This is a genomic window from Neisseria gonorrhoeae (genome assembly GCF_003315235.1).
GTDB lineage: Bacteria > Pseudomonadota > Gammaproteobacteria > Burkholderiales > Neisseriaceae > Neisseria > Neisseria gonorrhoeae.
Genome location: NZ_QNRU01000005.1, coordinates 24,598 through 46,511, shown reverse-complemented (window position 1 = coordinate 46,511; position 21,914 = coordinate 24,598). Strand labels below are relative to the sequence as shown.

20 protein-coding genes and 2 pseudogenes are annotated in these 21,914 nt (G+C 53.6%); 9 read left to right on the top strand and 13 right to left on the bottom strand.

Annotated elements, in window-relative coordinates:
• Window positions 1–86: 86 nt before the first annotated feature.
• The 4 genes from pncB to DFR77_RS03920 all read right to left on the bottom strand — a co-directional run bounded on the left by pncB (window position 87) and on the right by DFR77_RS03920 (window position 3,211).
• A complete protein-coding gene (gene pncB, locus DFR77_RS03935; RefSeq protein ID WP_010358295.1) occupies window positions 87–1,295 on the bottom strand; it encodes a nicotinate phosphoribosyltransferase in 1,209 nt (402 codons plus the stop codon).
• 40 nt (window positions 1,296–1,335) lie between these two features.
• On the bottom strand, window positions 1,336–2,190 hold the full coding sequence (locus DFR77_RS03930) for a segregation and condensation protein A (protein WP_003696990.1): 855 nt from the start codon (window positions 2,188–2,190) through the stop codon (window positions 1,336–1,338).
• A gap of 109 nt (window positions 2,191–2,299) precedes the next feature.
• A complete protein-coding gene (locus DFR77_RS14350) occupies window positions 2,300–2,431 on the bottom strand; it encodes a hypothetical protein (protein WP_003704139.1) in 132 nt (43 codons plus the stop codon).
• Between the two features lie 3 nt (window positions 2,432–2,434).
• Window positions 2,435–3,211, bottom strand: coding sequence for a tRNA threonylcarbamoyladenosine dehydratase (locus DFR77_RS03920; protein WP_003688340.1), 777 nt, complete (start codon window positions 3,209–3,211; stop codon window positions 2,435–2,437).
• Between the two features lie 217 nt (window positions 3,212–3,428).
• On the opposite strand from DFR77_RS03920, the gene DFR77_RS03910 reads away from it, so the two are divergent.
• The 4 genes and pseudogenes from DFR77_RS03910 to DFR77_RS03885 all read left to right on the top strand — a co-directional run.
• Window positions 3,429–3,893: a universal stress protein gene (locus DFR77_RS03910; protein ID WP_003688341.1), complete on the top strand. Its 465-nt coding sequence runs from the start codon at window positions 3,429–3,431 to the stop codon at window positions 3,891–3,893.
• A gap of 81 nt (window positions 3,894–3,974) precedes the next feature.
• Window positions 3,975–4,703, top strand: coding sequence for a ribonuclease PH (rph, locus tag DFR77_RS03905; RefSeq protein WP_003688342.1), 729 nt, complete (start codon window positions 3,975–3,977; stop codon window positions 4,701–4,703).
• 201 nt (window positions 4,704–4,904) lie between these two features.
• Window positions 4,905–6,122, top strand: coding sequence for an aspartate kinase (locus tag DFR77_RS03895; RefSeq protein WP_003688344.1), 1,218 nt, complete (start codon window positions 4,905–4,907; stop codon window positions 6,120–6,122).
• A gap of 224 nt (window positions 6,123–6,346) precedes the next feature.
• Window positions 6,347–6,523, top strand: a pseudogene (locus tag DFR77_RS03885) (IS110 family transposase); the annotation flags it as partial.
• A gap of 377 nt (window positions 6,524–6,900) precedes the next feature.
• On the opposite strand, the gene DFR77_RS03880 reads toward DFR77_RS03885, so the two are convergent.
• The 3 genes from DFR77_RS03880 to DFR77_RS03870 all read right to left on the bottom strand — a co-directional run bounded on the left by DFR77_RS03880 (window position 6,901) and on the right by DFR77_RS03870 (window position 11,093).
• Complete coding sequence (locus DFR77_RS03880; protein WP_003691062.1) at window positions 6,901–7,116, bottom strand: hypothetical protein; 216 nt, start codon at window positions 7,114–7,116, stop codon at window positions 6,901–6,903.
• A gap of 30 nt (window positions 7,117–7,146) precedes the next feature.
• Entirely contained in the window at window positions 7,147–9,915 is a 2,769-nt protein-coding gene (gene tdfH, locus DFR77_RS03875; protein WP_113852049.1) for a TonB-dependent zinc piracy receptor TdfH, read from the bottom strand.
• A gap of 512 nt (window positions 9,916–10,427) precedes the next feature.
• Window positions 10,428–11,093 (bottom strand): opacity family porin, encoded by a 666-nt coding sequence (locus DFR77_RS03870; protein WP_404375621.1) that lies wholly within the window; start codon window positions 11,091–11,093, stop codon window positions 10,428–10,430.
• Window positions 11,094–11,607: 514 nt separating this feature from the next.
• Between DFR77_RS03870 and pip the strand changes: the two genes are divergently transcribed.
• Window positions 11,608–12,540 carry a prolyl aminopeptidase gene (gene pip, locus DFR77_RS03855; protein WP_003688351.1) on the top strand — a complete coding sequence of 311 codons (933 nt, stop codon included), beginning with the start codon at window positions 11,608–11,610 and terminating at the stop codon, window positions 12,538–12,540.
• A gap of 56 nt (window positions 12,541–12,596) precedes the next feature.
• On the opposite strand, the gene DFR77_RS03850 is transcribed toward pip, so the two are convergent.
• Both DFR77_RS03850 and dapA read right to left on the bottom strand, forming a co-directional pair.
• Window positions 12,597–13,793: an NlpB/DapX family lipoprotein gene (locus DFR77_RS03850; RefSeq protein ID WP_113852044.1), complete on the bottom strand. Its 1,197-nt coding sequence runs from the start codon at window positions 13,791–13,793 to the stop codon at window positions 12,597–12,599.
• Between the two features lie 8 nt (window positions 13,794–13,801).
• Window positions 13,802–14,677, bottom strand: a complete 876-nt coding sequence (gene dapA, locus DFR77_RS03845; RefSeq protein WP_113852043.1) for a 4-hydroxy-tetrahydrodipicolinate synthase — start codon at window positions 14,675–14,677, stop codon at window positions 13,802–13,804.
• 379 nt (window positions 14,678–15,056) lie between these two features.
• Here dapA and DFR77_RS03840 point away from each other — a divergent pair.
• Window positions 15,057–16,431: pseudogene (locus DFR77_RS03840) on the top strand (nucleobase:cation symporter-2 family protein).
• A 61-nt stretch (window positions 16,432–16,492) separates the two neighbouring features.
• Here the strand turns inward: DFR77_RS03840 and rlmB are convergent.
• The 4 genes from rlmB to miaA form a co-directional block, all read right to left on the bottom strand.
• A complete protein-coding gene (gene rlmB, locus DFR77_RS03835; RefSeq protein WP_003688358.1) occupies window positions 16,493–17,245 on the bottom strand; it encodes a 23S rRNA (guanosine(2251)-2'-O)-methyltransferase RlmB in 753 nt (250 codons plus the stop codon).
• A 65-nt stretch (window positions 17,246–17,310) separates the two neighbouring features.
• Window positions 17,311–17,799 carry a DUF456 domain-containing protein gene (locus DFR77_RS03830; protein ID WP_003691071.1) on the bottom strand — a complete coding sequence of 163 codons (489 nt, stop codon included), beginning with the start codon at window positions 17,797–17,799 and terminating at the stop codon, window positions 17,311–17,313.
• A 4-nt stretch (window positions 17,800–17,803) separates the two neighbouring features.
• Window positions 17,804–18,523, bottom strand: a complete 720-nt coding sequence (gene tadA / locus DFR77_RS03825) for a tRNA adenosine(34) deaminase TadA (protein ID WP_003693308.1) — start codon at window positions 18,521–18,523, stop codon at window positions 17,804–17,806.
• Window positions 18,524–18,526: 3 nt separating this feature from the next.
• On the bottom strand, window positions 18,527–19,468 hold the full coding sequence (miaA, locus tag DFR77_RS03820) for a tRNA (adenosine(37)-N6)-dimethylallyltransferase MiaA (protein ID WP_003691073.1): 942 nt from the start codon (window positions 19,466–19,468) through the stop codon (window positions 18,527–18,529).
• A gap of 350 nt (window positions 19,469–19,818) precedes the next feature.
• Here miaA and DFR77_RS03810 point away from each other — a divergent pair, with 350 nt between their 5' ends.
• Genes DFR77_RS03810 through efp form a run of 3 tightly spaced genes read left to right on the top strand, consistent with a single transcriptional unit; the run spans window position 19,819 to window position 21,870 of the window.
• A complete protein-coding gene (locus tag DFR77_RS03810) occupies window positions 19,819–20,097 on the top strand; it encodes a hypothetical protein (RefSeq protein ID WP_025455789.1) in 279 nt (92 codons plus the stop codon).
• Window positions 20,098–20,115: 18 nt separating this feature from the next.
• The gene (gene earP, locus DFR77_RS03805) at window positions 20,116–21,267 is read left to right on the top strand and encodes an elongation factor P maturation arginine rhamnosyltransferase EarP (RefSeq protein ID WP_003688367.1); all 1,152 of its coding nucleotides are present in this window, start codon (window positions 20,116–20,118) and stop codon (window positions 21,265–21,267) included.
• Between the two features lie 42 nt (window positions 21,268–21,309).
• Window positions 21,310–21,870 carry an elongation factor P gene (gene efp / locus DFR77_RS03800; RefSeq protein ID WP_002219406.1) on the top strand — a complete coding sequence of 187 codons (561 nt, stop codon included), beginning with the start codon at window positions 21,310–21,312 and terminating at the stop codon, window positions 21,868–21,870.
• Window positions 21,871–21,914: the final 44 nt, after the last annotated feature.

Below are 21,914 nucleotides of genomic sequence, written 5' to 3'. Positions count from 1 at the left end.
TCGGTCTTTCGGTTAAATTCAAATCAGGCGGTATTTTAAAAGATTTTATGCGGCGGAAACAGGAATTGTACGCTTTTTCTGCCGGTTTACGGCGTTCTAGGTTCGGGTATGCCGAACACTTGGCGCAGGTAGGCGAGGAAGGTGCTGTTGTTGGTCATGGTTTTGCCCGGCGAGTCGGAGAGCTTGGCGACGGACTGCCCGTTGCATTCGACCAGTTTCAACACGATATTCAAGGGCGTATGCCCCATATCGTTGGTGAGGTTGGTGCCGATGCCGAAGCCGGTTTTGAAGCGGCCTTTGAAATATTGGTGCAATGCCCAAGAGCGTTCGATGTCCAGCCCGTCGGAGAAGGTCAGCATTTTGGTGCGGCTGTCGATTTTGAGCTTTTGATAGTGGGCGTAGGCTTTGTCGCCCCAAACGTAAGGGTCGCCGCTGTCGTGGCGCAGCCCGTCAAAGAGTTTGGCGAAATAGAGGTCGAAATCGCGCAGGAAGGCATCCATACCGACCACGTCGGTCAGGGCGACGCCCAAATCGCCCCGGTATTCGTGCACCCAGCTTTCGAGCGCGGCCTTTTGGAAATTACGCAGGCGCACGTCGAGGGCTTGGAAGGCTTGGAGGAATTCGTGCGCCATGGTGCCGATGGGGGTGATGCCGAGTTTTTTGGCGAGGTAAACGTTGCTTGTGCCGCGCACGATGCTTGGGGCGGCTTCGAGCAGGGTGCGGATGACGTGTTCCTGCCACGCGAGCTTGTAGCGGCGGCGCGTGCCGAAGTCGGAAATCAGGAAGGGCGGTTCGTCCGGATTCTGTGCGGCGGCGATTTCTTTCAGGCGCGCGGCTTTGGCTTGAAGCCGGCGTTCGCCTTCTTCGATAACGGCAGGGGTTTCCAGCCGGCGGAAGTAAAGTTCGTTGACAATGGCGAGGATGAAGATTTCAAAAAACATCGCCTGTATCATCGGGCCTTCGATACGGATGTTCAGACGGCCTTTATCGTCTGTGCCGACTTCGACAAAGCGGCGTTGGAGCTGGAAGAGTTCGAGATAATCGACAAAGTCGCTTTTGATGAAACGCAGGGAGCGCAGATAGCCGAGTTCGTCGTGGGTGAAGCGCAGCCGGCAGAGCGCGTCGAGTTCGGCTTCCAAGTCTTCCCTGATGTCGGCAAGCGGATAGACGGTCGAGACGTTGCGGCAGCGGAATTCGTAAAGGCTGTGCGTCTGCGGAAACTGGTGCAGGACTACTTGCAGCATAGTGAATTTGTAGAGGTCAGTGTCGAGCAGCGAATGTATGATGCCGGTCATATGGCGTGTCTCCCGATTTCTGGTGGCGGCTTGGGGCGTATTAGAACACATCGCGCCCGCCCCGTGTGCCGAAAATGCCGTCTGAATGCGCCCCCTCATGATTGAGGCTGATTCGGATTTCTCCGAAACCGTCTTCCTGTACGATTCCGACCAATCCTTCTTTGGCAAGCTCCAACAGGGCGATGAAGTTGACGATCACGTAAGCCGCGCCCTGTTCGGGATTGAACAGGGCGTGAAACCTGCATATCCCGTGTTCGTTCAAACGGCGCAGGATTGCCGTCATTTGCGCGCGCACGGAAAGGGTTTCTTGGATTACTTCGTGGCTGCGCGTATGTTTTGCCCGAGAAAGAATGCCCAACCATGCCTGCATCAAATCGGCGATGTAAACCTCGGGCAGCTTCGTCTCGGCTGCAATTTCCAGCGGCAGGTAAGCCCACGCGAAATCCCGTCCCGCACGCGGCAGCGCGTCCAAACCCTGCGCCGCCAGTTTCATTTGCTCGTAGGCAAGCAGACGGCGCACCAACTCGGCACGCGGGTCGGCCTCTTCGTCTTCGACGGCTTCGGTACGCGGCAGCAGCAGGCGCGATTTGATTTCAATCAGCATTGCCGCCATCAAAAGATATTCCGCCGCCAAATCAAACTGATAGGCTTCCATTTGGGCAATATAGTGCAGATACTGCCCGGTAATTTCCACCATCGGAATATCGAGAACATCGATGTTCTGCTTGCGGATAAGGTAGAGCAGCAGATCCAAAGGGCCTTGAAAACTGCCCAATACGACTTTCAGCGCGTCGGGCGGGATAAACAAATCCTGCGGCAAATCGGTAACGGGTTGGCCGAATACCCATGCGACAGTGTGCTCGGATGGTGCGGATAGGGCAGGGATGGGCGGCATGGCGTGAATTGGTAAGTGAATTTTAATATAAGTTTACAAAAGAAAACAATCTGCCGGCATTCACGCATAATGTGGTCGGGCAGATGTTCGGACGGCATTATAACGGCTTTTAAATGCAAATATTTTGAAAAGGAGTAGATTGTGAATACGGTTTTAGGCGTGCCGATGTTGGTTTTTCTGAACCGACAGCTTGATTGCCGCGTTTGTTCAAATGCCGTCTGAATCCTGTTTCAGACGGCATTGCTTATTTTTTGCCCGCGATGTGTTCCACCGCCGCCTGTGCGCAATACAGTCCGAACGAAGCGGTAACGAGCATACTTGCGCCATAGCCGGCGCATGACAAGCCCTGCGGCGCGGCATCGGCAGAACACGCTGCGCCCGATTGCGGCGGCATGATATTTTCGGTCGAATACACGCACGGCACGCGCATTTTTTCCTTAGTATCGCGGCTGAAGCCGTAGCGTTTCCGCAAGGTGTAGCGCAGGTTGGCAAGCAGCGGGTCGTGGGTTACGCGGCTTAAATCGGCGGTTTGAATCAGGGCGGGATTTTTCTGTCCGCCCGCGCCGCCGCTGAGGACAAACGGTTGTTTGCGTTCCACAAAATAAGCCGCCATTGCCGCTTTGACGCGCACTTGGTCGATCGCGTCGATGACGAAATCAAAACCTTTTCCGAAGTATTCCGGCAAATTGTCTTCGGTAACGAAATCTTCAATTTCAAATACTTCGCATTGCGGATTGATTTGTGTAATACGTTCGCGCAAGGCGGTAACTTTTGCTTTGCCGAAGTCGCCGGTCAGGGCGTGCAGCTGGCGGTTGACATTCGATTCGGCAACGTTGTCCAAATCAATCAAAGTCAAACGCCCGATGCCCGTGCGCGCCAAAGCCTCGACCGCCCACGAGCCGACCCCGCCCACGCCGACCACGCAGACGTGTGCCTGTGAAAAGTGCGTCAAGGCAGAGTCTCCGTAGAGTCTGGCGATGCCGCCGAAGCGTCGCGAAGAGGTCAAAGCGTTGTCGGACATGGTCGAATCCTGCAAGATTGCGTCAAATCAAAAAGTGAACGAAAGCCGGCAAAAAAATGCCTGACTGCACGAAAGCGGCATATTATACTGGAAAGCAGTCAGGCTGTTCGGCTGTTGTATAAAGCCCGACGGCGGGTCTATAATGAAACGGCGCAGACTGCCTTTGCGCAAACCTGAAGAGACGGCACCGTGAGACGGTGCAAAAGGAGAATACGATATGTACAAACATCTGGTCGTTGCCGTTGACGGCAGTGAAACGTCCATCAATGCCCTGAAACACGCCGCCGAGCTTGCCGGGGTCAACGGTGCGCGTCTGACTTTGGTACACGTTGCCAATCCTGCCGAATATATGGCGCTCGCCCCCGAATTTTTGCAACACGAAAGTTACGAGGCCGCCGCCGTCGCGCAAGGCAACGAGGTTTTGGATGCCGCCGAGCGCACCGCCCGGGAACTGGGTGTGGGAAATACCGTCAAACACCTGCTGGTTGCCAATAAGGGTGCGCGCGAAATGGCGCAGGATTTGGTCGATTATGCCGATGAAAACGGTGCCGGCCTGCTGGTGTTGGGCACGCACGGGCGCACCGGGCTGATGCACCTTTTGATGGGCAGTTTCGCCGAAACGGTAATGCGCCAAAGCCACCTGCCGCTTTTGATTATCCGTAGCAAAGCCGAAGAGGCGTAGAAATTTTCAGTTTGAAGGCCTTAAATGTGATTTTTCATATTTAAGGCTTTTTAATTTATCTGTTTTTAACGGGAGGGCAGTATGCCTGATTATATCCGCACCTCACGCGCCGCCGACAGCCTGCGCGATATCAAAATCACCCCTCATTTCCTGCCGCATACGGACGGTTCGTGCCTTATTGAATGCGGTAATACCAAAGTGATTTGTACCGCTTCCGTGGACGAAAATGCCCCACCGTTTCTGCACGGCAAAAACCAAGGCTGGGTAACGGCGGAATACGGTATGCTGCCTGCCTCAACCGCTTTGCGTATGCGCCGCGAAGCTTCGGCGGGCAAACAGTCGGGACGCACACAAGAAATCCAACGCTTGATCGGGCGTTCGCTGCGCGCGGTCGTGGATATGGAAAAACTCGGCGAACGACAAATCCTGATTGATTGCGATGTGATTCAGGCGGACGGCGGCACGCGTACGGCTTCGATTACCGGTGCGTTTGTCGCGCTGCAAATCGCCGTCGGCAAACTGGTTTCAGACGGCATTTTGAGTGAAAACCCCATCCTCGAAGCTGTTGCCGCCGTATCAGCGGGCGTAGTGAACGGCGTGCCGCTTTTGGATTTGGATTATCCCGAAGACTCCGGCTGCGACAGTGATGTGAACATCGTCATGACCGCATCGGGGAAAATCATCGAAATACAGGGAACGGCGGAAGGCGCGCCATTCAGTTTGGACGAGTTGGGCAAACTGGTTGCACTGGCGCAAAAAGGCATAGGCGAACTGCTGCGTTATCAGCAAAATGCGTTGTCCGTTGCTTAATTACTGTCCGTATGCCGTCTGAAAACCGTTCAGACGGCATTTTGTCAAAAATCTGAAAGAACAGGTTTTTCGCTGACCGCTGTCAAACGGCAGGCGGGAAAGCGCAGTCCGTTCTTGAACTTCATGTAAAAAATAGTAATAATAGCCGCTTTTCCAGCAAACCATGCTGCCCGACCAATCCCACACAAGAAAGCATGAAACATGGCGTTAATCGTACATAAATACGGCGGCACATCCGTAGGCTCGCCCGAGCGCATTAAAAACGTGGCCAAACGTGTCGCTAAAGCCCGCGCCGAAGGACACGATATCGTCGTCGTCGTATCCGCCATGAGCGGCGAAACCAACCGTCTGGTTGCGTTGGCGCACGAAATGCAGGAGCATCCCGATCCGCGCGAGCTGGACGTCGTCTTAGCTACCGGCGAACAAGTAACCATCGGCCTTTTGGCAATGGCATTGAAGGATATCGGCGTGGATGCCAAAAGCTACACAGGCTGGCAGGTCTCCCTCAAAACCGATACCGCCCACACCAAAGCCCGCATAGAAAGCATTGATGACGAAAAAATGCGCGCCGACCTCGCCGCCGGCAAAGTCGTCATCGTTGCCGGCTTCCAAGGCATCAGCAGTGAAGGCAATATTTCCACGCTAGGACGCGGCGGTTCCGACACTTCCGCCGTTGCGCTTGCCGCAGCCCTCAAAGCGGACGAATGCCAAATCTATACCGACGTAGACGGCGTTTACACCACCGACCCCCGCGTCGTACCCGAAGCGCGCCGTATGGATACGGTTACATTTGAAGAAATGATCGAACTGGCCAGCCTCGGTTCGAAAGTTTTGCAAATCCGTTCAGTAGAATTCGCCGGAAAATACAAAGTGCGCCTGCGCGTACTGAGCAGCCTGCAAGACGGCGGCAACGGCACCTTAATTACCTTTGAAGAGGACGACAACATGGAAAGAGCTGCCGTAACCGGTATCGCATTCGATAAAAACCAAGCCCGCATCAACGTGCGCGGTGTGCCCGATAAGCCCGGCGTCGCCTATCAGATTTTGGGCGCGGTCGCAGATGCCAACATCGAAGTCGATATGATTATCCAAAATGTCGGCAGCGAAGGCACAACCGATTTTTCTTTCACCGTACCGCGCGGCGATTACAAACAGACTTTGGAAATCCTGTCGGAACGTAAAGACAGTATCGGCGCAGCTTCTATCGACGGCGACGACACCGTGTGCAAAGTCTCCGCAGTCGGTTTGGGTATGCGTTCGCACGTCGGCGTAGCCGCCAAAATCTTCCGCACGCTCGCCGAAGAGGGCATCAACATCCAAATGATTTCCACCTCCGAAATCAAAGTTTCCGTATTGATTGACGAAAAATACATGGAACTGGCAACCAGGGTATTGCATAAAGCCTTTGATTTGGGCTGATGTTTCACGGTTTAAAACGGACAACGGCACTGCCTTTATCGGGCAGTGCCGTTTTGTCTGCCGCCCGAACGTTCGGACGGCATATTTTGACTTTGGAACAAAAAATAAAATACCCTAAAAAATTAACTATATATGACAAATTGAAATAGAAAATTCATTTTCACGGCGAGATTAAAGTTTCAGGATTTATTGAACTTAAGCGAAACTCAAAAAACGGATTCCCGCTGTATATGCCCGCCCTTTGTGCTTACCGTTTTAACGCATTTCCGAAATTAATAAATAATCTGAAAAAAGCGGGTAAGCCAAAGATGGTAATCATCGTTGCCATCATGCGCAAACTGGCGAAGCCCGCCTATTACATTGTTAAAACCGGGCAGCCTTACGATGCGGAAAGACACTGATTGAATTAATAAAATTCAACAAAATTAAACAGTTATGCAAATATATCTTTGTAACCGTGCATTTGCATACAGTAAATAAAAAATAACAACATAAATCAATTTATTACGGTTTTATTTTTATTTGGTGTTGACGGGCAACATATCATCTGCGCGGTAATGATGAGATTTTAGGTTGTGGGATTTATCGGAAAAACAGAAACCTCTCCGCCGCCATTCTCACGAAAGTGGGAATCCGGAAAGCTAAAGCCACAGGAATTTATCGGAAATGGCTGAAATTTATAGTGGATTAACAAAAATCAGGACAAGGCGACGAAGCTGCAGACAGTACAAATAGTACGGCAAGGCGAGGCAACGCCGTACCTGTTTTTGTTAATCCACTATAAAAAAACTGATTCCCGCTTTTGCGGGAATGACGACTCATAAATTACCCGAAACAACCAAAAATAACCGAAATCAAAAACCGGCTTCCCTGCGTGGGAATGAAATGGATTTTTCTTTGAGTTGCCGATGCGATAAAACGGATTGGCATAGGCTTGCGGCAGGATGATGCGTTTGGGGAAACAAATGCCGTCTGAAGGGCTTTCAGACGGCATTGCAGTTTTTCCACAAAACGCGGGCTGCCTTTAAAACTTGTAGCTCATCGTCATCAAGAAGGTGCGTCCGCGTGCGAAATTGGTCAATACGCTTTTGCTTGTGCCGCCGTATTTGCCGTTGCACAACGTTTTATCAGCATTACACGTTACGTCTTCGTCCTTGTCTTTCGGGTCGAACGAGCTGTAATAACGCTGCGTTGCCGCATCATTGCCCGCATCGAGCGGATCGATATAACGCCTGTCGAACAGGTTTTTGACTTCGGCGCGGAAAATAAGGTTTTTCTTCGGCTCGTAAGCGGCGTAAAAATCAAAAATCAAAGGCTGTCGGGCAAGGGTTTCGGTTTGTTTGATGGAACGCTTGCCCAGTTGCCGGACATCGCTGGTATTTCCCCCGTTGGTGCCGTCGATATAGCGTTCTTCAGCCGTCGCGCGGATGCTCTTGCCGAAATAGCGCATCGCGCCGCCCAAAGTCAGTTTGTTGCCCAACCAGCGCGTACCGACTTCCAAACGTCCGTAATCTCGCGGCAGGGCGGAAACCCTGCTCAACCCATAACCTTGTTTGAGTTGGTCTTCTTTGGACGCATTGTTGGGCGATTCGCTCGCATCGCTGAAATTGGTCGGTTGCGTGCTTTTTTGATAGGCGTAAGAAAGGTTGGTGAAAAAACGCCCATAATCGTAATTCAGCTCCAGCTCAAAACCGTGTTTGTGCACTTTGTCTTTGAAATTGCGGTGTCGGATGGTGTAGGCAAGCCCGGTGCTGCCGACCCAGCTCGGAATATCCCCGTTCAAATCCCACCATTTCCCGTAAACGTTGTGGATGTAGTTGTCAATGCGGCTGCGGTAGCCGACCAGTTTCAATCCTAATATATCATCTTGTTTTAACAATCCTTTTTTATAGGTATTGAAGCCAAATTGCCAAGTGTTTGCGCGCTCTGGTTTTAAGGCGGTGTGAACGCCGGAGTCGCCGATTTGGGAAAAATACATTTCTTGGATGTTGGGCATACGGTGTGTGCGCGAATAGCCGGCGAACGGCATGAAATAATCGCCGAAGTCCGCACTAATGCTGACCGAATGGTTGTTGGCGCGCTTTTTGCCGTATTTTTTCAATACGGGTTCATAAAGCCCGCAGCTCGGGTCGCAATGTTCCTTGTATGCCGGCGAGTTTTCTCCGAATGCCCGCTTAAATTCGTTTTCCGAGCCGTAATAGCCCGTATATTCGCCGCCGAAACGGTAGTTGATTGCATTGGTGCTGTAGTTTAAGCGGTAAATGTCTTTTTTGAGCGCGGCATCGAAGTAGAACGTGTTGAAATATTGGCTGCCGGCCGGTTGGACAATGGTTGATTTTTGAGGCAACAGCCCTTTATCGCCCTTAAACCGCCCCAAATAGGAATAAAGCCCGTTGTCCTGATCAGGACCGTCGAAAAACAGCCCCAATTCTTCAGGAAAGCGGTTTTTGCCGTATTCGTTGTGGAAATAATTGAAGCCCAAAGTGGTTTGCAACTCGGTTTCGCGGGGCAGCCGGAAGGTGGCGGTGTTGTTGAGGTCGAGGATTTTCGCGTTGTTGTAGGTTTCAAAATCTTTTAAAAGCCCCCAGCCTGTAAACTTCGCCCCTTTCGGATATTTCTGCCTGCCCGAATTGTAGGCTGCGGTCAGATTGAGGTTGGTATACGGGTTCAAAGACAAACCGTAATTGAATTGATAATTGCGGTTGATGATTTTGCGGCTGCCGATTCTGGTGTTTAAATCGCGAAATTGCGCCGTGTATTTATTGAATACGCCGTCGTATTCCAATTTAAACAGATTGCCTGCCGACTGCTGCTTCAGGCCGGACGGATCGATGGGGGTGATGTCGTATTGCGGCGCCAGGTTTTCCCGCCAGCTTTTATCATGCTCTTCGATGTATTTTTGCAGTTCTTGGGGGTCTTCGTATTTTTTATACCACTTTGTTTTCCAGTATTGCCTTTGCAAATCCCGTTCCCATTTTCCGCTGCCGGCATTGAATTTCAAACCACCCTCTTGTACAAAATATTGCTGTTTGCGCCGTTCCAGATATTCCGCGCCAAAATTTCCGATGTGCTGCCCGCCGCCGCCCACGCGGTAATTTTGCGCCACGCCGCGCCTGCTGTGCCCGTAAAGCACACCGACAGACGCTCCACTTTCCAGCCATTTGCGCGCACCTATCGCCGCCATCGCATTGCCTTTGTTTGAATTGGTGCCGGTCAGACCTTTTAGCAGCAGGCCGTAGGTATTATTGCCCTGAACGACGTCATCCACGCCTAAAGTCCGCAGATTCGCCGAACCGGCAAGGCTGTTGATGCCTGCCGAGCCGCTGAAGCTGCCTTTGACGACATCCAGTCCGGCAATAAAATTGCTGTCGACAGATGCACCGAATTGAGATGAACCGCCTGCCCTGCCCGCATCGGTAGAAGTCGAATAAAAGGTCTGCGTGATGCCGTCCACCATCGTATTGACCCGCCCGAACCCGCTGTCGCCGCGAATATTCAAAGACACAATGCCCGAGCTTTTATCTTGCTGTGTAAACGCACCGGGTATGCTGCGTACGATGTTGTCGAGGTTTTCGCTGGATTTGAACACATCCTGACGGGTCGATACGGCACGCGCATCGGTAAACACTTTTTTGTCTTTCGGTACGCGCTTCGCCTTGACGTGCACGTCTTCCAAAACCTGTATCTGCGCCTCGCTGCCCGCGCGCCCTGCATCTTCTGCATAACTATGATGATATAGCATAACACCCATAAGATAAAAACAAATCGGCTTCAACCGGAAAGAAGATCTTATATTTTCCTCAACAATAAACAATCAATCCAACATGTCTACCGTTTTCATCGAATCCATCGAATCCATCGAATCCGCCCTTTCGACCACCCGGCCCTACGCAACCGAACCGTCATTCCCGCGCAGGCGGGAATCCAGACCTGTCCGCACGGAAACTTATCGGTTAAAAGGTTTCTCTAGATTCCGCATCCTAGATTCCCGCCTGCGCGGGAATGACGGGTTTCGAGATTACGGTGTTGTCGGACGGGTTTCGAGACTACGGTGTTGTCGGAACGCAACCGAACCGTCATTCCCACGGAAGTGGGAATTTAGGACGCGGGGTTTCAGTCATTTCCGATAGATTCCCGCCGCGTCGGGGGTCCGGATTCCCGCCTGCGCGGGAATGACGGGTTTCGAGATTGCGGTGTTGTCGGGAATGACGGTTCGGGTATTTTACTGCGCCCGCCCCGCGCCTGTAAACGGCAGGTGCATCAAAAATGCCGTCTGAAGGTTCAGACGGCATCGGAATCGGCGAATCAGAAGCGGTAGCGCACGCCCAATGAGGCTTCGTGGGTTTTGAAGCGGGTGTTTTCCAAGCGTCCCCAGTTGTGGTAGCGGTACCCGGTGTCCAGGGTCAGCTTGGGCGTGATGTCGAAACCGACGCCGGCGATGACGCCGAGACCCACGCGGCGGATGCTGTTGCTTTGGTGATGGGCGTCTTGCGTACTTTTGTAAGAAGGACGAACCGGAGACCCTGCGCCACCAGCACTGGCTGTTATTTTTTTAGTCGAATCGATGCTGTGTCTGATGTGTCCGTAGGCGACGCGCGCGCCGATATAGGGTTTGAATTTGTCGTTGAGTTTGAAATCGTAAACGGCTGATAAGCCGAGAGAAGAAACGGCGTGGAAGCTGCCGTTTTCCTGATTTTCCGTCTTCTTCTTACTCCTGTTTCCCAACTTGTTTCTCAACTCTTTTATGCTCACGGAATATTTATTGTCGTTCCATTTTCTGTAACGGGCATAATCTGCCGCTATCCTCCAGCCGCCGAAGTCGTAGCCGACCGACACCCTGGGGTGGATGGAATGCGTACGGATGTTTCTGAAATAATCGCTTACCGTGCTTATTTTGCCTTTTTTTGCACCGGTTGGTTCCGGATAATCGTGGGTAATGCGTTCGGCGGCATAGGCTAAATCCGCCTGCACATACGGGCCGCGGCCGCCGTCTTCACTTGCCGCCTGCGCTGCGGAAGGGAAGAGAAGAGAAGAGAAGAGAAGGTTTTTTGCGGGCTGGATTCATTTTCGGCTCCTTATTCGGTTTAACCGGTTAAAAAAAGATTTTCACTGATGTTGAAGGGCGGATTATATCGGGTTTGGGGCGGTGTTTCAATAAGAAATAATAAGAAAGCCGCTATTATGGTTTAATCCTGCGTGTTGGATTTGAGGGCAGGGGCTTGCGCCATTTTGAATCAAGCCCTGCCCCGCCGCCTTGAAGGACGGGGTTTAACTGTTAGGAAACAATGGCAAAGCGGCTTGTTTCTGTCAGACATTGTATGGGTTTTCTTTTCAATGATATATTTTCGCCTGTTTATGCAATATTTTCCGATTGATGGTTTTTATCGCGATTTTTCGGCATTTGCCTTTCGGGGCGGCTTGTGTTTCGTGCGGGATGTCGCGTGTCGGGATGTTCGGATTGTCAGAAGCAATATGGGAGAAGATGATGTATGAAATAAAACAGCCTTTTCATAGCGGATACTTGCAGGTGTCTGAAATTCATCAAATTTATTGGGAAGAGTCGGGCAATCCCGACGGTGTGCCGGTCATTTTTTTACACGGCGGGCCGGGCGCGGGGGCTTCGCCTGAATGTCGGGGTTTTTTCAATCCTGATGTGTTCCGCATCGTCATCATCGACCAGCGCGGTTGCGGACGTTCGCACCCGTATGCTTGTGCGGAAGACAATACGACTTGGGATTTGGTGGCGGATATTGAAAAAGTCCGTGAAATGCTGGGTATCGGGAAATGGCTGGTGTTCGGCGGTTCGTGGGGCAGCACTTTGTCGCTGGCTTATGCCCAAACCCATCCCGAACGGGTAAAGGGATTGGTGTTGCGCGGGATATTTTTGTGCAGGCCGTCTGAAACGGCGTGGCTGAACGAGGCGGGCGGCGTGAGCCGGATTTATCCGGAACAATGGCAAAAATTTGTCGCGCCGATTGCTGAAAATCGGCGGAACCGGCTGATTGAGGCGTATCACGGGTTGCTGTTTCATCAAGATGAAGAAGTGTGCCTGTCTGCCGCGAAGGCTTGGGCGGATTGGGAAAGCTATCTGATTCGTTTCGAGCCGGAGGGAGTGGATGAAGATGCTTATGCCTCACTGGCAATCGCGCGTTTGGAAAACCATTATTTTGTCAACGGCGGTTGGTTGCAGGGTGATAAGGCGATTTTGAACAATATCGGCAAAATACGGCATATCCCGACCGTTATCGTGCAGGGGCGGTATGATTTGTGTACGCCTATGCAGAGTGCGTGGGAGCTGTCGAAAGCCTTTCCCGAAGCGGAATTGAGGGTGGTCCAGGCGGGGCATTGTGCGTTCGATCCGCCTTTGGCGGATGCGTTGGTTCAGGCGGTTGAGGATATTTTGCCCCGTTTGTTGTAAAAAGTTCCGCACAAAAAAGCAGCTTCTGTTTGGAAGCTGCTTTTGTTTTGAACGGTTTAACGCAGTTCGGAATGGAGTTTGCCTAACAGTGCGGATGCGTCTTTGCCGGCATATGCGCTGCCGTCTTTGTTGAGCAGGACGATGCGCGAACCGTCGGCGACAGGCTCGGCATAGACAATCAGTTCCGGCTGTTCGGCAGGTTTCTCCGCTTTGCCTTTGCCCAGTAGGCGTTTGAACAGCCCCGGTTTTTGTTCGGTAACTGCATTGCTTTCGTTCGGGGCTTTTTGAACCAGGAAGGCGTGGCGTTCGGTGTTTTGACCGACGACGGTCAGTCCGATGCGGTCGAGGGCAAGGCCGGTGCGCCGCCAGTTTCTGCCGTAGTCGCCAAAGACAATCAGGCTTTTGCCTTCGATACGCGCCATTTCGTTGGCGGCGGGAAGGGTCGGTTTTTTTGCCAATGCGTTTTCCGCCTGCCGTCCGTCAACGCCCAAATATTGCATAAAGCGCGTCAGGAAAGCGGCCTCAAGGTTGGGGTCGGAAGCGGAAGGCTGCCACATGGTCGTGTCTTTGTTTTTGTCGCCATACACTTCTTTCATCGCTTTGTGGGCGAAGAAGATGTCGGAAACGCCGTTTTTGCCCTGTTCGATACGGACGATGAATTTGTCGCGCTCGCCGGTGGAGTAGATGCCGCCCAAACCGACTGTGTCGAATAGGCGGCGCAAGCTGTCTTGGGGGATTTTGGCACGGTTTTCCGCCCACTCGGTTTCCATTTGTCCGATGGCGGGTTCTTCGGATTCGATGTCGAAGCCGTTTTCCTGCCAAAAGGCTTTCAGAAGCGGCCAGATTTCGGCGGGGGATTTGCCGTCAACGACAAGCCAGCGTTGGCTGCCGTCGCGCTCGAGGCGGACGCCTTTGACGCTTTTCAGTACTTCGGTATCGGCTGGCTGTTGGACGGCGGGTGTGCGGCGTTTTTCCAAATCGCTGGCGCGGACGGCTCCCGAACCGGCAGGCAGGCGGTAGAGGTTGCCTTGGTCGGGGTTGTTCAAATCAGGCGGGACTTCGAGTTTGATCAGGCGGTGCGACCGGCTTTGGTAGTCGAGCTTGGGCTGTTCGGTTTTGCTGCCGGAGCAGGCGGCAAGCCCGATGAGTGCGAGCGCGGCAATGACGGGTTTGATATGGGTCATCGTGTCATCCTGTGTGATGGATATTAAAGTGTTTGTCATGTTATGCCGTCCGAACGGTTCAGACGGCATGGCTATATTTAAAGTTGTCCTGAGGCTTTCAGGGCGGTGCGGACTTTTGCCTGTCCGCCTTCCGTCAGCGGAACGAGCGGCAGGCGGACGTGCGGTTCGCATCTGCCCAAGGCGGATACCGCCCATTTCGGTGCGGAGGGACTGGGTTCGCAGAACATGGTGTCGTAAATCGGAATCAGCCGGTCGTTGAGTTCGCGTGCAAGGGCAATGTCGCCTTGCAGCGCGGCACGGCACATATCGGCAAAGAGTTTCGGGGCGGCGTTGGCGGCTACGGTAATAACGCCGTGTCCGCCGCAGAGCATGAACGGCAGGGCGGTGTGGTCGTCGCCGGAAAGGACGACGAAGCCTTCGGGCGCGCGGTTGATGAGTTCGATGTTGCTGCCGACGTTGCCGCTTGCTTCTTTAACGCCGACGATGTTGGGGATTTCGGCAAGGCGCAGGATGGTTTCGTTGTTCATGCTGACGACGGTTCTGCCGGGCACGTTGTAGAGTATCATCGGAATCGCGGCGGCTTCGGCAACGGCTTTGAAATGGCGGTACATGCCTTCTTGGGAAGGTTTGTTGTAATAGGGGACGACGGAGAGGGTGTAGTCCGCGCCGGCTTTTTCGGCGGCTTGGGAAAGGGCGATGGCTTCGACGGTGTTGTTCGCCCCTGTGCCGGCGATGACGGGGACGCGTTTGGCAACGTGTTTGACCGTTTCTTCGATTACGCTTAAATGTTCTTCGACGGAGAGGGTGGCGGATTCGCCTGTCGTGCCGGCAGCGACGATGCCGTCCGTGCCGTTTTCGATGTGCCAGTCGATTAATTGGCGGAGTTGGTCGTAATGGATGCTGCCGTCTTGATTCATCGGGGTAATCAGGGCAACCAAGCTACCTTGTAACATACGGAAACCTTTTATTCATTGAGTGAGGTCGATTATGCTTCGGATTGTAGCTTACTTTGTTGTTTGTGTGAAACATATCGGCCGCACGGTTGGTTCCAAGGCTTAAGTCCTATCATATCTTAATAAATAATATTTTTTTTATAATCATGAAATTATTGGGTTTAAGCAGTGGATGCGCCGTTGAGGATTAAAATGTGTTAAGCGCATGAAGGCTCTCTGGAAATGAAGGACTGTCCGGTGCGGAAATTCAAAGAAATTTGAATTCGGACAACCGGTGGTGTTTTTGCACATGAGGATTTGAATTGATAAGGAATCTTTGATTCGTTACAATTTCGTTCTTAAAATTTTTTAACGTTTGGCAACGGATAGAAAGACTCCAATGGCTGAAACAATGAAAAAACAGGCGGATTCGCCTGATTTGGTGTACGGTTTGGAAGACAGGCCGCCGTTCGGTAATGCGCTCTTGAGCGCGGTTACCCATCTTTTGGCGATTTTCGTGCCGATGATTACGCCCGCGCTGATTGTGGGCGGCGCGCTGGAACTACCGGTGGAAATGACGGCGTATCTCGTGTCGATGGCGATGGTTGCGTCGGGTGTCGGCACTTATTTGCAGGTCAACCGCTTCGGGCCGGTCGGTTCGGGGATGCTGTCCATCCAGCGTTACCGTCATGATTGCGCTCGGCGCGGGGATGAAAGAGGGCGGTTTGAGTGAGGGGGCGATGGTTTCGACGCTCTTGGGCGTATCGTTTGCCGGTGCGTTTTTGGTGTGTTTCTCGGCGTGGCTTCTGCCGTATTTGAAAAAAGTGATTACGCCGACGGTCAGCGGCGTGGTTGTGATGCTGATTGGTCTGAGTTTGGTACACGTCGGTATTGCCGATTTCGGCGGCGGCTTCGGCGCGAAGGCGGACGGCACGTTCGGCTCGATGGAAAACTTGGGGCTGGCTTCGCTGGTGCTGCTGATTGTGCTGGTGTTCAACTGCATGAAAAATCCGCTGCTGCGGATGAGCGGCATTGCGGTCGGTCTGATTGCCGGCTACATTGTCGCGCTGTTTTTGGGCAAGGTGGATTTTTCCGCGCTGCAAAACCCGCCGCCGGTTACGCTGCCCGTACCGTTTAAATATGGTTTTGCGTTCGACTGGCACGCATTTATTGCGGCGGGTGCGATTTTCTTGTTGGGCGTGTTTGAGGCGGTCGGCGATTTGACGGCAACGGCAATGGTGTCCGACCAGCCGATTGAAGGCGAAGAATACACCAAACGCCTGCGCGGCGGCGTGTTGGCTGACGGCTTGGTATCGGTGATTGCGACGGCTTTGGGTTCGCTGCCGCTGACGACGTTTGCGCAAAACAACGGCGTGATTCAGATGACCGGAGTGGCTTCGCGCCACGTGGGCAAATATATTGCCGTGATTTTGGTGCTGTTGGGTCTGTTCCCCGTTGTCGGACGCGCGTTTACGACGATTCCGAGTCCGGTGTTGGGCGGCGCGATGGTTTTGATGTTCGGCCTGATTGCGATTGCGGGCGTGCGGATTTTGGTCGGCCACGGCATCCGCAGGCGCGAGGCGGTGATTGCGGCAACGTCGGTCGGTTTGGGCTTGGGCGTGGGGTTTGAGCCGGAAGTGTTTAAAAACCTGCCCGTCTTGTTCCAAAACTCTATTTCCGGCGGCGGCATTACGGCAGTCTTGCTGAATTTGGTCTTGCCGGAAGATAAAACCGAGGCGGCGGTCAAGTTTGATACCGACCATTTGGAACACTGATTTTGAAAACGAATGCCGTCTGAAACGGAATCCCTGTTTCAGACGGCATTGTTTTTGAGGCTTACGCTTTTTTGTTTTTCAATACGCGTTGCCGGCGGGTTTCGCTTAATACCATTCCTGCGGACACGGAGACGTTCATGCTTTCGACCGTGCCGAACATGGGTATGGACACCAGCATGTCGCAATGTTCGCGTGTCAGGCGGCGCATACCGTCGCCTTCGTTGCCCATCACCCACGCCGTGCTGTCGGGCAGATTGCAATGGTAAAGGTCGGCGTCGCCGCCCATGTCGGTGCCGATGATCCAAATGCCGTATTCTTTCAATTCGCGCAGGGTGCGGGCGAGGTTGGTTACGGTGATGTAGGGGACGGTTTCCGCCGCGCCGCAGGCGACTTTGCTGACGGTGGCGTTCAGCCCCGCGCTTTTGTCTTTCGGCGCGATGACGGCGTGTACGCCCATTGCGTCGGCGGTACGCAGGCACGCGCCGAGGTTGTGCGGATCGGTGATGCCGTCGAGTATCAGCAGCAGCGGCGGTTCGCTCAAGTTTTCCAATATGCCTTCGAGGTGGACGTGGTTTTTGGAGGCATCGATAAATCCGACCACGCCCTGATGGCGCGCGCCTTTGCTGATGGCGTTGAGGCGGTCGGCATCGGCAAAATATACGCGGATGTTTTCGTTTGCCGCCTTTTCCAGCACTTCGCGCGTGCGTGCGTCGGATTTGCCTTCTTGGATATAGAGTTCGGTAATCGATTTGGGGTTTTGCCACAATCGGGCGTTGACGGCGTGGAAGCCGTAGATGGGTCTTTGGTTTGCCATAATGGTGCTTTGTCGGAAATTTCAGACGGCATTATAGCAATTTGCCGGTATGCCGTCTGAAGGGGTTAAAACAGGTAGGCGATGTATTTCACCAACAGGATAAGCAAGATGGATACGGCGCAGCCGATTTTGAACGCCGTGCCGACGACAAGCCCCAACAGCGTACCCAAGCCCGCTTTACCTGCCTGAAGCATATTGCGCCGATCGATCAGTTCGCCTGCCGCCGCGCCGATAAAGGGGCCGAGTATCAGCCCGGGCAGGGAGAAAAATATGCCGATGATGCTGCCGGCCAATGCACCTCGGACGGCGAGTTTGCCTGCCCCAGTGTATTTTACCCCCAACATGCCTGCCATATAGTCCGCCAGTATGCCGCCAAGGCTGATGAGTCCGACCGTCCACAAGATGCCTGCGCCGTAGATTTGATAGCCGCCGGCATAGGCAAGCAGCCATGTTCCGGCAAACATCAATGCCAAGCCGGGCAGGGCGGGATAGACGATGCCTGCCGTGCCGACGGCTATCAGGGCGAGGGCGAGGATGACGAGTAGGGCGGTCATGGGTTCAACCTTTTCTTTTGTTTTGGAAAAAACGGCTTAATACGGCGCGGCATTCTTCTTGCAGGATTCCGCCCCGTATGGCGGTGTGCGTATTGAGGCGTTTGTCGGCAAACAGGTTGACGATGCTGCCTGCCGCGCCGGTTTTGGGTTCTGCCGCACCGTAGATCACGCGCCTGATTCGTGCCTGTATCAGTGCGGACGCGCACATGGCGCAGGGTTCGAGGGTGATGTAGATGTCGCATCCGTCAAGGCGGTAGTTTTGCATTTCGCTGCCTGCCTGTGCCAAGGCGTTGATTTCGGCGTGTCGGCTGACATTGCAGTCGGCAATGCAGGTGTTGTGTGCCGATGTGATGATTTTGCCGTCTGAAACGATGACTGCCCCGACGGGTATTTCGCCGTCGGCGGCGGATTGTTCTGCTTGGCGCAGTGCTTCGCGCATGAAGTATCCCATTTCTTCCTGCGGCGGAAAGGCGGCGACGGGCGGATGGTTTTTCAACTCGGCAAGCAGGCAGTCTTTATGCGCTTGGGACATTTCTTGCGGCGGCGTGCCGTTCAGCAGCGACTCGAGTTGCCACAGCGTGCTTTTCGTGAGGGTCAAACCCGATGCTTTGAGCAGCAGAAAGGCTTTGACCGAACCGTTTTGCCGCAGTTCTTCGAGCGTACGGATACCGAGCCTGTGCAGGGCGGCGACGGTTTTGGGGGCGAGCGGCGGCGTGGCCAGCATGGTTTATTCGCCGAAAAACCGTTTTGCCGCCTCAATCAGGCGCGTGCCTGAAGTGCCGTCTGAAAACGGGTCGGCAACGCAGTCTAAAGGTGTTTTGCGTAACCAAGTCAGTTGGCGTTTGGCAAGTTGGCGCGTGGCGGCAATGCCTTTTTCGATGAAGGTTTGTCTGTCGGTTGCACCGTCGAGGTGTTCCCACGCCTGACGGTAGCCGACGCAGCGGATGGCGGGGGAGTCGGCGGTCAGGCCGGGATAGCGGCGGCGCAGGTTTTCTACTTCGCCGATAAAGCCCTGTTCAAGCATCAGGTGGAAACGCAGGGCGATGTTTTCGTGCAGTCGGGCGCGGTTTTCGGGAATCAGGGCGGCGGTGTAGAGTTCGAAGGGCAGGGTGTGTTCGGGCTGTCCGTTCAGGTGCGCGCTCATCGGCCTGCCGGTCAGGTAATAGACTTCAAGGGCGCGTCCGATGCGCTGGCTGTCGTTCGGTTTCAGACGGCATGCTGTTTCAGGGTCGACTTTTTGCAGGGTGCGGTAGAGAAAATCCAAACCGTACATCTGTTTTTGTTCGTCCAAGTCGGCACGCAGGCAGGCATCGGCTTCGGGCAAATCGTTCAAACCTTGGGTCAGGGCGCGGAAATACATCATTGTGCCGCCGACAATCAGCGGACATTTCCCACGCGCCGTGATTTCGCCGGTCAGACGCGTGCAGTCTTCGACAAAACGGGCGGCACTGTATGTCTGAACGGGCGTAATGATGTCGATAAGGTGGTGCGGGACAAAGGCGCGTTCGGAGGCGGACGGTTTCGCCGTGCCGATGTCCATACCGGTATAGAGCAGTGCAGAATCGAGGCTGATGATTTCGACCGGAAGGGTTTCGGCAATTTTGAGGGCGAGCGCGGTTTTGCCGCAGGCGGTCGGCCCGAGCAGGGTAAAGGCTTTCGGGGTCGGCATAATGTTTCAGGTTTGGAAAAATGCGGATTATAGCGGAAAGCGCGCCGCCCTTATATTTTGCTTTGCGGAAGCACGCCGACGGCAAGGGGCGGGTTTGCCGTACGCCTTTATAAAATGCGTTCAAACCGATGCGTCGGGCTTTCAATATGCCCGCGCCCGATGCCGCCTTGTCCGCAGGCATCGGCGGCAGCGTCCGATTTCTCGGGGAACGCCCGTCCCGGGTATATTTAAAGGTTCGGTGGTGCGGCGTTTTCCGGCGGCAAGGCTTCAGACGGCATCTCCGGCGCGTCCGTTAGACAAGGTGCGTTCTTGAGGCGATAATGGCGTTTTGCTTTTTTGAAAGCCTTGCAATGTCCCGAAACCTGCTTGTCCGCTGGCTCGCCGTCTGCCTCATCCCCTTGGCGACGCTTGCCGTTTTCGCCGCCAATCCGCCCGAAGACAAACCCCAGCATCTGATCAACGGCATCATCCTTGCCTGCGAAGCGACGTTTTTGTTTAAATTCGTCCTCTTTGAAACCATCAAGCATCATCTTAAACAAGGGTTTGATTTGAAACGTCAAACCATGTTTCTGTTTATTCCGATTGTTTTGCTGGTTGTGTATTTGTTCCACTATTTCGGCGCGTTTTAGCTTGTTTTCCCGATGGTTATGAATACATACGCTTTTCCTGTCTGTTGGATTTTTTGCAAGGTCATCGACAATTTCGGCGACATCGGCGTTTCGTGGCGGCTCGCCCGTGTTTTGCACCGCGAACTCGGTTGGCAGGTGCATTTGTGGACGGACGACGTGTCCGCCTTGCGCGCGCTTTGTCCCGATTTGCCCGATGTTCCCTTCGTTCATCAGGATATTCATGTCCGCACTTGGCATTCCGATGCGGCAGACATTGATACCGCGCCCGTTCCCGATGCCGTTATCGAAACTTTTGCCTGCGACCTGCCCGAAAATGTGCTGAACATCATCCGCCGACACAAACCGCTTTGGCTGAATTGGGAATATTTGAGCGCGGAGGAAAGCAATGAAAGGCTGCACCTGATGCCTTCGCCGCAGGAGGGCGTTCAAAAATATTTTTGGTTTATGGGTTTCAGCGAAAAAAGCGGCGGGTTGATACGCGAACGCGATTACCGCGAAGCCGTCCGTTTCGATACCGAAGCCCTGCGCCGGCGGCTGGTGCTGCCCGAAAAAAACGCCCCCGAATGGCTGCTTTTCGGCTATCGGGGCGATGTTTGGGCAAAGTGGCTGGACATGTGGCAACAGGCAGGCAGCCTGATGACCCTACTGCTGGCGGGGGCGCAAATTATCGACAGCCTCAAACAAAGCGGCGTTATTCCGCAAAACGCCCTGCAAAATGACGGCGGTGTCTTTCAGACGGCATCCGTCCGCCTTGTCAAAATCCCGTTCGTGCCGCAACAGGACTTCGACAAATTGCTGCACCTCGCCGACTGCGCCGTGATACGCGGCGAAGACAGTTTCGTGCGTACCCAGCTTGCCGGAAAACCTTTCTTTTGGCACATCTACCCGCAAGATGAAAACGTCCATCTCGACAAACTCCACGCCTTTTGGGATAAGGCATACGGCTTCTACACGCCCGAAACCGCATCGGTGCACCGCCTCCTTTCGGACGACCTCAACGGCGGAGAGGCTTTATCCGCAACACAACGCCTCGAATGTTGGCAAACCCTGCAACAACATCAAAACGGCTGGCGGCAAGGCGCGGAGGATTGGAGCCGTTATCTTTTCGGGCAGCCTTCCGCATCCGAAAAACTCGCCGCCTTTGTTTCAAAGCATCAAAAAATACGCTAGAATAGCGCGTTTTACGACAACCGATTTGATTGGAAAATCACAATGAAAACAGCACAAGAACTGCGCGCCGGCAATGTATTTATGGTCGGCAACGATCCTATGGTCGTTCAAAAAACCGAATACATCAAAGGCGGCCGCTCTTCCGCCAAAGTCAGCATGAAACTGAAAAACCTGCTGACCGGCGCTGCTTCCGAAACCATTTACAAAGCCGACGACAAATTCGACGTGGTCATCCTGTCCCGCAAAAACTGTACGTACAGCTATTTTGCCGACCCGATGTACGTCTTTATGGACGAAGAATTCAACCAATACGAAATCGAAGCCGACAACATCGGCGACGCGTTGAAATTCATCGTTGACGGTATGGAAGACCAATGCGAAGTTACCTTCTATGAAGGCAATCCCATTTCTGTCGAACTGCCCACCATCATCGTGCGCGAAGTCGAGTACACCGAGCCTGCCGTCAAAGGCGATACTTCCGGCAAAGTGATGAAAACCGCGCGTCTGGTCGGCGGCACCGAAATCCAAGTGATGTCTTACATCGAAAACGGCGACAAAGTCGAAATCGATACCCGTACCGGCGAATTCCGCAAACGCGCCTGATATCCTACTTGAAAAATGCCGTCTGAAAACGTTTCAGACGGCAT